This window comes from Paenibacillus sp. JNU01 (genome assembly GCF_059130585.1).
This window is the reverse complement of record NZ_CP169723.1, coordinates 3537598-3549682: the sequence shown is the minus strand read 5'-3', so window position 1 is coordinate 3549682 and position 12085 is coordinate 3537598. Positions and strand designations below refer to the sequence as shown.

Sequence of the window (12085 nt, the reverse complement as noted above, 5' to 3'; positions counted from 1 at the left end):
ACGAACGGAAACTTAATTATTACCTGCCTGATCTTTCATATGACGTTGCCTGAACTCATCCTCCAGCATGCTCATCTGAATGGCATCATGATATTGGTGATTATAGAACAAGACATCCCGCTTCACACCTTCGTGCTGGAATCCGAGTTTCTCATACGTGCGGATAGCTCTCTCGTTGAAGGCGTACACTTCAAGCTCGATTCGATGCAGGTTACAGATACCGAAGCCGTAGTCCAGCATAAGCAGTAACGCCTCGCTGCCGTAGCCTTTTCCTTGATGCTCCGCCTGATCGATGGCCACACGAATATGTGCACTGCGATTCTTGGCATGCATGTCCATCAGGACGACATCTCCGATGATCTGGTCATTTTCCTGTAAAGCAATAAGTAGCATGAGTCTGGAGTCATCCTGTGCTGCGTTTTCAACATAACGTTCAATCTGAGCGCGTGTGAAACTATTCTGTGTTCCTGTCAGCCTGCGCATCTCAGTGTCAAACAGACCGGGGAAGTAAGCATCCACATCTGTAATCTCGAAAGGACGCAGATATATGCGCTTTGTTTCCAGCAGACGGGGGATGCGTGGGGATGGTTTTGGTGGTGACATAAGTTGTTCCTCCTATCATGATCTTTAGTCCTGCTTAACCGCTCCATCCAGAAACAGGGCAACAAGTTCCCGTGCGAGTTCCTTAATGCTGCCGCCATTCATGTTGCGCACATCTTCGCGGTTCGCGAGCATGAGCAGTGACGTAAATGCATGAGCAAGCAACATGGGATTGGCGACCCGCAAATAGCCGTTATCCATCTCCTGCTGGAAGTGGGTCGCAAGCACTTCAAAGATACGAACCTCGGCTTCTCGAATCTGGCTGAGCTGCTCCGTATTCAGATGCTTCTCGGCTTCTCGCATCATGGTCTCGGTTTCAATATGGGAGTGTTGCATCTTCGCTTCTGCAACCTTGATTAGCCGCTCTTGTAGTGTGCCAGGTTCATCCAAGCGGAGTGAAGTCTGCTGCATACTCATTGCCATCATGCGTGTAATGGCAACGGTGAACAGATCGGCTTTGCTGGTGAAGTGATAATAGATCGATGCTTTGGTTACATTACATAATGAAGCAATCTGTTGAAGAGAGACGGGTTCATACCCATATTCCATAAACAGACGTGAAGCTGTCATCAATATGTTGGTTTGTACAGATGCTTGATCGGCACCCGTTTTGGGTCTGCCCGGAGACCGGGGAATGTTTGTTTTTTTGCTCATAATCACTGACCTCTTTACGTATTTAATTGCTAGTTTAGCAAGTTCACAAATTAGGCATTGCAAAATTAACCTTCCGGTATATATAATTAAGTCGATTATACTATGACCCGTGGTTCATTACTACATCATCACATAAATAGGGCTTCATAGAAACAGAATAGGGAGATGAAGAGACAATGCAGGAAGGTTCGGGTTATGGTCGCTGGGTTGCTGGCAAACGAAGCAAATGGATTACACTGTTGGTATGGATCATTATTGCCGTTGTGCTTGGCATGGTATGGCCTGCTGTAGGTGATCGTGAAACTAATAACGCGCAGGATCTGAGTGAGTCCAAACCATCGGTTCAGGCAGCTGCACTTGCCGAGAAGGAATTCCCTGGTGGTGAAGGATTGCCCGCGCTGATCGTATGGCGTCAAGCCGGCGGTTTGACGGATGAGCAGATTGAGAACATTCAGGCATTAACGGAACGACTGGATCAAGATCCGGTAGAACAGCAGCAGTCCGTTGTGCCACTCTATCAATTGCCGCCACAGGCGTTGAAAGGCCAGCTTTCGGAAGACGGAAGCACCCTGGTTATGCCGCTTTTCTTCAATGAAGGTGCCGATGCAGAACAATTAGAGCAAGGCATTGAAGCACTTGAGCAAAAAACACAAGACATCTTCGGGGCAAACCCGTTCGATGTGGCTATAGATGATACTAATACACTAATTGCTCGTGTGACAGGGCCCGTAGGAATATCCATTGATGCGAGCGGACTGTTTTCCTCCGCCGATGTATCCTTGTTGATCGCTACGGTTGTACTGGTATTGGTGTTGCTGCTATTGATCTATCGCTCGCCGGTACTCGCGATTATCCCAATTATTGCGGTTGGATTCGCGTATATGGTGACCAGTCCGATACTCGGATTCATGGCGGATCAAGGCTGGATTACGGTGGACGCACAGTCCATCTCGATCATGACTGTATTGTTATTTGGAGCAGGAACGGATTACTGCCTGTTTATGATCTCCAGATACCGCCAGATTCTCTATCATGAGCCGGACAAAAAGAAAGCCATTTTCCAGGCCATTACCGGATCTTCCGGCGCTATTGCCATGAGTGGATTCACGGTCGTTGCAGCACTGCTGGTGCTATTGCTGGCTGAATATGGGGCATATCATCGTTTTGCCGTACCATTCAGTCTGTCCATCTTTATTATGTTTATAGCAAGTCTGACACTGGTTCCGGCACTTCTCGCGATCTTCGGCCGGGGTTCATTCTACCCGTTCGTACCGCGTACTCATGAGATGGAAGTGGAACGTGCCAAGAAAAAAGGCAAGCCGGCTCCTGCTCAACGCAAAGTGAAGGAAAGCTGGATTGGCCGTACGGTGGTCACTAAACCTTGGGCAGTGCTTGCAATTACCATGGTACTGCTGGGAGGACTGGCAGCATTCTCAACTCAGGTTAAATTCACATATGATCTGTTGTCTTCGTTCCCGGAGGATGTACCTTCCCGCGAAGGTTTCACGGTCATTGGTGAACAGTTCTCCCAAGGCGAGCTGGCTCCGGTAAAAGTGATTGTAGATTCAGGTGGCAAAGAAACCGATCTGAAGCAGCGTCTCGAATCACTGGACTACATTAGCAAAGTAGGCGATGCCCAACAGGGTGCCGAGAACGCCAACATTACCGCCTTTGATGTGGAATTCGATCTGAATCCATACTCCATGGAGGCGATGCAGCATATTCCGGATCTGCGGGCTACTGCGGAACAGGCGCTTCAAGATGCCGGTGTAACCAATGCGGACAGTCAGGTCTGGATTGATGGTCAGACAGCAGAGCAGTATGACATTGAAGTGGCTGGAGAACGGGATGCTAAGATCATTATTCCGGTGGTCATCGGCATGATTACACTATTGCTGCTATTATACTTGCGTTCTGTTGTAGCTACGGCGTATCTGATTGCAACGGTTGTTCTGTCGTATTTCTCTGCACTGGGTCTGGGTTGGATCATCATTCACTATGGCCTTGGCGCAGATGCTATCCAAGGCGCGATTCCGCTGTATTCCTTCGTATTCCTGGTGGCATTGGGTGAAGACTACAACATCTTCATGATCTCCAGCATCTGGCAGAAACGCAAAACGATGCCGCTTCGTCAAGCCATTAAGGAAGGCGTCGGTGAGACGAGCTCCGTTATTACCTCTGCCGGCCTGATCTTGGCAGGAACCTTTGCGGTACTTGCGACGCTGCCGATTCAAGTATTGGTGCAGTTTGGTATTATTACAGCCGTTGGTGTGCTGTTGGATACATTCCTGGTTCGCCCGTTCATGGTGCCGGCAATTACTACATTGCTAGGCAAATGGGCTTTCTGGCCAGGTAAGTATGTACCGATTGCTGAGAAGAATGAGAAGAAACAGAAGCAGAAACAAAACCAGTCCATGTAATGCATGGATGGGGTGAGATGGGCAGCGGGGCTTCGAGCCGGCTGTCCATTTCTTTTTGCATAACAATGGCATGGAATTAGTTGAACGGGTCTGCTCCTGAGATGGAATGGTGGAACTGTAAAATATCCGCAGGATGAGGCGTGATCCTTGTTTTCTTTGCGTAGGGAAGGTTTACGTAGACAAGGGTTATGGGACATAATAGAGGAAGCGTCGGCTTAGGGCAGACGGATGAATCAACATCAATGGGACAACCAGGGGAAGGATGAAAGCAAGCATGACGAACCAACTTAATGTGTATTTTAACCATGACGGCGGCGTGGATGACCTCGTATCGCTGTTCATGCTTCTGCAAATGGACAATGTACATGTAACCGGTGTATCGGTTATTCCGGCAGACGGATATCTGGAGCCAGCAACAGATGCCAGCCGTAAAATTATCGATCGTTTCGGTACATATTCCGTAGAGGTATCCAAATCCAACTCCAGAGGAAAAAATCCATTTCCTGCGGCGTGGAGACTGCATTCCTTCTATGTAGATGCACTTCCTGTACTGAACGAGTCCGGCAAAATGGAAGCACCACTCTCTGCTATTCCGGCACACCAGCATCTGATCGAGAAAGTGCGTAACACCGAAGGCAAAACATTGCTCCTGTTCACAGGACCACTGACAGACCTTGCGCGTGCACTGGACGAAGCACCAGACATTGAAGAGAAAATCGACAAGCTCGTATGGATGGGCGGCACATTCGAGCGTGGTAACGTAGAAGAGCCCGAGCATGACGGCACAGCGGAATGGAACGTATTCTGGGACCCGGAAGCGGCTTACCGTGTATGGCAGAGCGGCATCCAGATCGATCTGGTTGCACTCGAAAGCACCAACAAAGTACCTCTGACTCCAGCCGTTCGTAACCGTTGGGCAGCAGAGCGTCGCTTCGAAGGTGTAGATTTCCTGGGGAACTGTTACGCAGGTTGTCCGCCACTGGTGTACAGTGAGACAAATTCCACATATTATCTGTGGGATGTGCTGACAACGGCTTCCGTTGGACGCGAGGACATCGTGAAGAAGAAAACGGTCAACTGTATTGTCATCCCGGATGGTCCTAGCCAAGGCCGCACAGTGGAGCAAGCAGACGGACGCCCAGTACAACTGGTGTATGATACCGATCCGGAAGCGTTCTTTACGTACATGACGGATTTGGGTAAAAAAGCTGCTCCGCAGCGCTACTAATTCAGGCAGCCTTAGGGCTCGCCATCCTTAAAGTTACAAAAATAAAGCCGCAGGCAGTGTCTGGAAATGGGGTTGACCCCATAATCCCGTCCCTGCCGTGCGGCTTTTTTGTTGTGGGCTGACATCTAACAATCTAAGCTGCCCGCTATATTTTAAATCGACTAATTAGCCCGTTCAGTTCACTGGAAAGTACCCGGAGGGATTCAGCGGATGCACTCATCTCATCCATGGATTGCAGCTGGCTTCCGGTAGCGTGTGACACCTGTTGGATACTGGAAGAGGATTCGCGCGAGATATGCTCCATATCCTCCACGGAAGCGGACACTTCCTCTGCGCTGGCAGACAGCTGCTCGGATGCTGCGGATACTTCGTGCAGACGTTCATTCATCGTCTCAATTCCGGTATGAATGGATGTGAACGAACGACCTGCTTCCTGTACAACAGCGAGACCGGACTGTACGGCAGATGTGCTTGCTGACATATGTTCTGACAACAGGGAAGTCTGACGTGTCATCTCGGCGATCAGTTCGGTGACATGCTGGGACGATTGCTCTGATTCCCCCGCAAGCTTGCGAACCTCTGAGGCAACCACTGCAAACCCGCTGCCATACTCTCCTGCACGAGCCGCTTCAATACTCGCATTAAGGGCGAGCAGATTGGTCTGTGAAGCGATACCCTTCATTAGATGTGCAACAGACTCAATTTTATCAGAGTACTGCTCTAGCTGAGAGGTGGAGGCCACCATCTGCACATTCGCTTGATGAATTTTGTCCATGCTGTCTATTGCCGTATTGATGTTGGCTTGACCTTGCACCGCATTATTGGTCGTTTCCTGTGAGACATCCGCGACCATAGAAGAAGAGTTCGCAATATGCTGCATGCTGCGCGTGATCTCTTCCATGGCAACGGTGACTTCGCCTGCTCGTGCCACCTGTTCGGCAGCTCCACTGGCTGTATGATGGGTATGTTCGGCAATACGCTGACTCGCTTCGGCAGTAGCCTGCGAGTGTTTCGATACACCTTCTGCGGCTTGCAGCAGAGAATCGGAACTTTGACGGATGCCCGTCATAACATCACGGGTACCTGTGACCAGATGTTTGAATTCGGAAGCCAGCTGTCCGACTTCGTCCTTTCGTCCAAGTTCGACGTTGACGGTCAGGTCGCCTTTTCCCACTTCGGTAATCAACTTCTTCAGCTTCACCAACGGGCGGGTCAAGTAGTGTGCGAATCCATACACCAACAAGACACTGAGCAGCACAATAACGAGCGCTGTCCAGATCATGGTCATACGGTTGCGAGACATCAGTTCATAGACTGCAGTGGAATCCAGATCCGCACCGACTAACCCCAACACTTTTCCGTCAGCCCCATGGATGGGCACATACGCTGTAATGGTAGCTCCATAGTCATCCTGGGTGAGTTCGCCTCGAATAGGTTCATTCTGCTCAAAAGCCTGTAACATACCCGCGTAAGGGGTCTCTTCTGCGGAACCGTAAGGGGAGAAGTCGTCCTCTGCCACATCGGCAGCGGCCCCATCCACAACATAGAAATATGTATTAATTCCATTTTCTTCTCGTGTACCCAGTGTATACAGATACTTGAGCCCATTGGCCTCGCGCAGTTGACTGAGCTGCTCACGCAATGTGCCATAATACGCTGTCTTGTTCTGTCCGGTACTGAGTGGTGCATACAGAGAAGTATCAATTAATGTAGCTGCCCGTTCAGCCACAGCCTGTGCCTGCATCCCCATGGATTGTTCGACCAGTTGCGCCGATGAACGGTACATGGTAATGCCAAGAACCGCACCCGCGGCCAGCATCAGACAGGAAAAAAATAAAAAGATCCTCATAAACAAACTGTTCATTGGTAAAAGTGTTCCCCCTTGATCTGTTGGATGAATCGTCTCTTTGTCTCTTTAGATGGTGTTTGTCGCTTCTTTGGTTCGTATGTATTGTATATCAAATATACATTTTTCTACTTGAAATATCGGCATCCGGGCGATAAAGAATTAGCCCCCAAGTCAATTTTGATCCGGGAGCTAATTACGTTTTAATATTATATTGACCATGTACATTATTGGTACAAGCTTCATGGTTACGACTTGATGCCTTCACATGACTAAGTGATTACGCCATTACATTGTTCCGCCGCCCTGGCGAACAGAGGCAGGAATTTTTTCCGGTCCCTGATTAATATATTTATTGATAAAAGTACCTACCTTGGCATCGTCGAATTGGTCGAGTTTCATCGTTTTGGTCCATGCGGTCACCACGACTTCACTGCCTTCGGGAATATCCTTGTTGGGTACAGCCAGAATACCTGCTCCGGCTTCGCGGAATTTAGCGAGGTATTTCAGATGTTCCTTCAAATCCTCGCTTGCGTTCTCACGATAATAGATGATGATATCCCCGTGTTCCAGATTGTGTACCAGGTAATTATAGCCCGGGAAGTCGGTGTAAAATCCAAACTTGATATCATGCGGATTATGCGGCCCGGATGTTGGAATTGTCATCTCATACTGGATAGGGTCCTCCGTATGGTCAGCCCCATAATATTTATCGTCTGTCACGTCGATTGTCGCGTTGGATTCCAGATCGGCTACATTATATGTTTTACCTGCTCCTTGCATGAAGAACAGGCCAAACGTAATAATCGACACAGCCATCATTACATGTGCAGCCAGCCGAAGGGATCGACTTTTTTTCTGAATGTCCGCCCGTTCTTTCTTTTTCATGTGGCCCAGAATTTTGCCCTGTGTACGTGATGCCCAGATATAGGCGGCGATGGAGAACAGTAACACAATTACACCAACGATGAGCCACAGGTAGGATGTACCTGCCTCATGCTCCATTTGCATATGATTCATATTGGTCATGTCCATAGAGAGTTCCTCTGCTTTCTTTGTAAAATGAGTGAATATAACACTACACAATGTAGTGTTCATAACAACGATGAATCCTTTAATTACGTAACGGGGAGTTGCTGGATTGGTTTATTACGTCAATAAGAACATACCTGTTGCACTACACATTATAGTGTATGATACATGCATAGTGCAATGCTGCCTTGGAAAACAAAAAAAGGCGCTCCCCACGTGAGCAGGGAGCGCCTCAATACAATTTTACGGATAAAGGGGATAATGTTTACAGACGACCAAACGGCGACAGCATCAATCCGATCAGTCCCATAATAACCTCACCCAACAATCGATACAGAATAAAGAAGACGACCACATTGGCGATGAGTACGCTGTACATACTGTCGATGGCCGCTTTGGTACGATTCAGTGGATAGTGGAATAGCACCGAGTTCAGAGCGACAAATATGATGATGTACGAGATCACAAGCAAGGCGATCGCGATGGAATACGAGATGATAATAAACAGATTCGCCAGAACAAGGGATACGACAGCAGGAACAAGCAATGTACCGAACTGGGCAACCAATGTTTTGGGACGAAAGGTTATTTTTTCAATTTTCAGAATAGCGTACATCAGTGCAATTGAGGCAATCAGGATAATGACGGTGAACAATAGCGGCCTTACAAATCCACCAATGAACAAGCCGTCCATGCCTATGCGACTAAAGGTAATTAAGAAGTATGTAGAAGATAGGACTGCAATCAGCGCCATCGTTAGCCATCCGTTTAGTGAATGCTGGTCGCCAACGGTTTTCATCGTCTGATAAGGACGAGCTAATACACTGAGGAAATAGGATAGATACTGTTTGCTTACTTCTTTGGCTTGCTGAACTTTCTCATTCTGCACGATATTATTCCACTGATTGGAGTTGTTGTCTCCTGCAGAATCATGATCATTGGTGCCTGTTGATTCTGTTGTCTGTTGTTTCTGAGTAGAGACGGATGTTGTGTTCGGTCGAACGGGTGCCTCGGAAGATGTGTTCTGCGTACTGGACCAGCGAGTATATTCAGGTTCTGAAGCAGCAGCAGATTCCGGGTTCTTTACAAGAGAGGGTGAAGAGTTAGTTTGCGTTAGATTAGATCCGCACCTCTCGCAAAACTGGGCATCTCCATTTTCGTGGTTACATACTGGACATTGCATGGTATAAGCCTCCAATTTCTAGAAAATAAAAGCATGTTAACATTGTGTCTCATTTTAACGGTTGTTGACGAAGTTTGTCTATGTTTCGCAGGAATTAATACCCTTTTAAGGAAAGTTGAAACGAAGACTCGAACACGGTGTATTAAAACGTAGTTTAGAAGTAACAATAGTATAGGACTTACATGCAGGCATATTAATGTAAATTTACTGCGGTTTAAGACGAATTTTTCTTGGAGGCAAATATCTTATCGTTCGCTTCTGTGTGTGATTTACATGTTAAGTATATCTTTTGGGTTGCTCATTTCAGAAGATTTATGTATAATCAATCGTGTTAACACGTCGAATGTACGGTAGTAAGAGATGTGGGTGAGTTCATGGAACTACTGGACAGCAATGAGAGCAAGAAGAAGATGTGCCAGTATTATAACGAAATCTCGAAGGAACTGTTCGGATTTGGCACCACTCTCCTGAGAGTGACCATTGACCAGAACATTGTGACCTTCTACGCGAAGCACCGACGTTCACCGCGCTCTGACGCCCTGGAAGGGGAGGCCCCCGGCTTAAAGCTGGAAGTGGACTTCCGCATGTCTGTCTTATATAAGAAGAAATTCCGGGAGAAGCTCGAGCAACACATGGGTTTGCCAATTGAAGCTATATTGCGGGATTATGATGCGTCCACCCAGTGGGCAATTACGAATGTGATTCTGGAACAGGCCTAGGATGGATCGGCAGGAATAATTCTTGTTGAAGCATATGGAGGTTATGGCCCGGATTCATGATCAGGTTCCGTACAATTTCATATGATGGCGTCTGTCTTCGGATTGATTCTGAAGCAGAAACCGATGATGTACCGGCAGCGGGTGTCGCTTTCCTTTGTTTACGAAGAAAAGTGTTCTTGTTTATACAAGAATGCTTTTCTTTTTGTTTTTTTTACACATCACATATATCAGGGGGAATCAGGATCATGATGAAAAAGTGGATTAGCGGTTTGGCAGCAGTGGCAATGACATCGGTATTACTTGCAGGTTGTGGCAGCAGCACAGAGGATGCAGCAGGTGGATCAGGTAGTGGGGGAACAGCAGCTACCAAATTGGTTATCTCCACTTGGGGCTTCTCCGAAGATTTCTTCAATGAATCGGTATTTGGTCCTTTTGAAAAGGAACATAATGTAGACATCGTACTGGAAGTCGGCAATAACGCTGAACGTCTGAACAAAATTCGTCAGGGTACATCCAATGTCGATGTGATCTACCTGTCTGACTACTATGCACAACAAGGTATTGATGAAGGTTTGTTTGAAAAAATCGACCGCTCCAAAATTCCAAATGTAAATGACATTTATGATATTGCCAAAGCCCCGCTTGGTGAAGATTATGGCCCGGCTTACACGGTTGGACAGCTTGGAATTGCTTATAACCCGGACCTCGTTTCCAAAGAAGTGACTTCATGGAGTGACCTGTGGGACCCGGCGTTTGAGGGTAATCTGACTATCCCGAATATTACGGCAACAGCAGGCCCGATGGTTGTGGATGCAGCCTCTCGTGTAGCTGGTAATGATACGTTTAATGAAGATGCGGCATTTGCTGAACTGAAAAAACTGAGCGGCAATGTGGTGAAATTCTATAGCCAAACGTCCGAGTTCGTGAACATGTTCTCCCAGGAGGAGATTGCAGGCGGACCGATCATGGAAATGTATTTCAAAGACCTGAAAGCAGCCGTACCTAATGCGAAGTTTGTTACACCGAGCGAAGGTGCATATGCCGTGATGAACACGATCAATGTCGTGAAGGGCAGCAAAAATAAAGAACTGGCTGAAGAATTCATTAACTGGCAGCTTAGCCAAGATGTACAAGCAAAATCTGCTAAAGCTAAAGTTGACTCTCCGGTTAATACCAAGGTTGAACTGACTGCTGAAGAAGCAGAAGGCGTAACCTACGGTGCTGACGTTGTTGAGAAACTGAACAAGCTGGATATGGAATTCGTCAATCAACAGGTTAAAGGCTGGACAGATCGTTGGAACCGCGAGATTGCACAATAAAAACAAGTAACCGACTGACTTAAAAGTTTTCTTGGATCAACATGTTCAACTTATCATTTGCAGCAAGCAACCAATCACCGTATAGGAGTTGAGAACGGATGAGTGAATCGCTGAATCGCATCATTATGGATGTGGACACGGGGATTGACGATGCACTGGCAATTTTGCTGGCGGTCAAAAGCCGGAAGCTGGACATTCTCGGTATCACCACAGTCTGTGGGAACGTATCACTCCAGCAGGCAACAGAGAATACGTGCAAAATCCTTGAACTTGCGGGTGCACCTGAAATTCCGGTGATTGCTGGAGCGGCAGGACCCCTTACTCGCAAGTCGCATTATGAACACCGGGTACATGGACAGGACGGATTGGGCGGTGCGCTGCCTGATCCGGCGGTGTCCAAGCAAGCCGAGGAAGGTTTTGCGCCGGACTTTATCGTGGAGCAAGCCAAGTTGTATCCAGGCGAACTGACATTGATCATGACTGCTCCATTAACCAATCTGGCACTCGCGCTGATGAAGTGTCCTGAATTGCCTTCTTTATTGAAGGAAGTTATCTTCATGGGTGGCGTGGTTCGCGGACATGGCAACATTACGCCGACAGCCGAGTACAACACATACGCTGATCCAGAGGCGGCACGCATCGTATTGCACGCAGGCATCGAGAAACTTACACAAGTCGGACTGGATGTGACGCGTCAAACGCTGTTGAATGAAGCAACGATTGAGCGTCTCACCGATCCTGCACTGCGCGCGTACGTGGCTCAGAGCACGGAGATCTACATCAACCGGTATGAACAAATGAACGGTGTTCGCGCTTGCGCGTTGCATGATCCACTGGCCGTGGGCGTAGCCCTTGCCCCCGAACTCGTTGGACGCAAATCGTATTACGTCGATGTCGAAACCGCCAGCCGCTTGTGCGATGGCCAGATGGTATGCGACTTCCAAAACCGTTTGGGCGAGCAGCCCAACACCCTCGTTTGCGAAACCGTAGACGCAGAAAGCTTCCTTGAACTGTTTATCAACGCGTTAAACGCGTAGTTGCTCTGCCCCAATTAGATATTTATACGATTGCGGAGAGTGCAGAA

General features: G+C 47.9%; 10 protein-coding genes. 5 read left to right on the top strand and 5 right to left on the bottom strand.

Translation table 11 applies throughout. The features are described 5' to 3' along the window. Window positions 1–12: 12 nt before the first annotated feature. Window positions 13–603: a GNAT family N-acetyltransferase gene (locus tag NLBNIHML_RS15415; protein WP_494352224.1), complete on the bottom strand. Its 591-nt coding sequence runs from the start codon at window positions 601–603 to the stop codon at window positions 13–15. A 24-nt stretch (window positions 604–627) separates the two neighbouring features. After that, window positions 628–1254: a TetR/AcrR family transcriptional regulator gene (locus NLBNIHML_RS15410; RefSeq protein WP_339238468.1), complete on the bottom strand. Its 627-nt coding sequence runs from the start codon at window positions 1252–1254 to the stop codon at window positions 628–630. A gap of 176 nt (window positions 1255–1430) precedes the next feature. On the opposite strand from NLBNIHML_RS15410, the gene NLBNIHML_RS15405 reads away from it, so the two are divergent. Then, entirely contained in the window at window positions 1431–3674 is a 2244-nt protein-coding gene (locus tag NLBNIHML_RS15405; RefSeq protein WP_494352223.1) for an MMPL family transporter, read from the top strand. Window positions 3675–3948: 274 nt separating this feature from the next. Continuing rightward, on the top strand, window positions 3949–4902 hold the full coding sequence (locus NLBNIHML_RS15400) for a nucleoside hydrolase (RefSeq protein ID WP_127548851.1): 954 nt from the start codon (window positions 3949–3951) through the stop codon (window positions 4900–4902). A 145-nt stretch (window positions 4903–5047) separates the two neighbouring features. Here NLBNIHML_RS15400 and NLBNIHML_RS15395 read toward each other — a convergent pair whose 3' ends face one another. The 3 genes from NLBNIHML_RS15395 to NLBNIHML_RS15385 all read right to left on the bottom strand — a co-directional run bounded on the left by NLBNIHML_RS15395 (window position 5048) and on the right by NLBNIHML_RS15385 (window position 8963). Beyond that, on the bottom strand, window positions 5048–6766 hold the full coding sequence (locus tag NLBNIHML_RS15395) for a methyl-accepting chemotaxis protein (protein ID WP_494352222.1): 1719 nt from the start codon (window positions 6764–6766) through the stop codon (window positions 5048–5050). A gap of 270 nt (window positions 6767–7036) precedes the next feature. Beyond that, window positions 7037–7783: a DUF3105 domain-containing protein gene (locus NLBNIHML_RS15390; RefSeq protein ID WP_342571296.1), complete on the bottom strand. Its 747-nt coding sequence runs from the start codon at window positions 7781–7783 to the stop codon at window positions 7037–7039. Between the two features lie 262 nt (window positions 7784–8045). Beyond that, window positions 8046–8963: a hypothetical protein gene (locus NLBNIHML_RS15385; RefSeq protein ID WP_494352221.1), complete on the bottom strand. Its 918-nt coding sequence runs from the start codon at window positions 8961–8963 to the stop codon at window positions 8046–8048. Between the two features lie 374 nt (window positions 8964–9337). On the opposite strand from NLBNIHML_RS15385, the gene NLBNIHML_RS15380 reads away from it, so the two are divergent. The 3 genes from NLBNIHML_RS15380 to NLBNIHML_RS15370 all read left to right on the top strand — a co-directional run bounded on the left by NLBNIHML_RS15380 (window position 9338) and on the right by NLBNIHML_RS15370 (window position 12038). After that, window positions 9338–9682: a Na-translocating system protein MpsC family protein gene (locus tag NLBNIHML_RS15380; RefSeq protein ID WP_017691786.1), complete on the top strand. Its 345-nt coding sequence runs from the start codon at window positions 9338–9340 to the stop codon at window positions 9680–9682. Window positions 9683–9930: 248 nt separating this feature from the next. Then, the gene (locus tag NLBNIHML_RS15375; RefSeq protein WP_339243229.1) at window positions 9931–11001 is read left to right on the top strand and encodes an ABC transporter substrate-binding protein; all 1071 of its coding nucleotides are present in this window, start codon (window positions 9931–9933) and stop codon (window positions 10999–11001) included. A gap of 110 nt (window positions 11002–11111) precedes the next feature. Continuing rightward, window positions 11112–12038 carry a nucleoside hydrolase gene (locus NLBNIHML_RS15370; RefSeq protein ID WP_339243227.1) on the top strand — a complete coding sequence of 309 codons (927 nt, stop codon included), beginning with the start codon at window positions 11112–11114 and terminating at the stop codon, window positions 12036–12038. Window positions 12039–12085: the final 47 nt, after the last annotated feature.

Bases quoted from the DNA above. Each gene is read 5' to 3' on its own strand.
- NLBNIHML_RS15415 (WP_494352224.1), bottom strand. From the start codon at position 603: ATGTCACCACCAAAACCATCCCCACGCATCCCCCGTCTGCTGGAAACA.
- NLBNIHML_RS15410 (WP_339238468.1), bottom strand. From the start codon at position 1,254: ATGAGCAAAAAAACAAACATTCCCCGGTCTCCGGGCAGACCCAAAACG.
- NLBNIHML_RS15405 (WP_494352223.1), top strand. From the start codon at position 1,431: ATGCAGGAAGGTTCGGGTTATGGTCGCTGGGTTGCTGGCAAACGAAGC.
- NLBNIHML_RS15400 (WP_127548851.1), top strand. From the start codon at position 3,949: ATGACGAACCAACTTAATGTGTATTTTAACCATGACGGCGGCGTGGAT.
- NLBNIHML_RS15395 (WP_494352222.1), bottom strand. From the start codon at position 6,766: ATGAACAGTTTGTTTATGAGGATCTTTTTATTTTTTTCCTGTCTGATG.
- NLBNIHML_RS15390 (WP_342571296.1), bottom strand. From the start codon at position 7,783: ATGGACATGACCAATATGAATCATATGCAAATGGAGCATGAGGCAGGT.
- NLBNIHML_RS15385 (WP_494352221.1), bottom strand. From the start codon at position 8,963: ATGCAATGTCCAGTATGTAACCACGAAAATGGAGATGCCCAGTTTTGC.
- NLBNIHML_RS15380 (WP_017691786.1), top strand. From the start codon at position 9,338: ATGGAACTACTGGACAGCAATGAGAGCAAGAAGAAGATGTGCCAGTAT.
- NLBNIHML_RS15375 (WP_339243229.1), top strand. From the start codon at position 9,931: ATGAAAAAGTGGATTAGCGGTTTGGCAGCAGTGGCAATGACATCGGTA.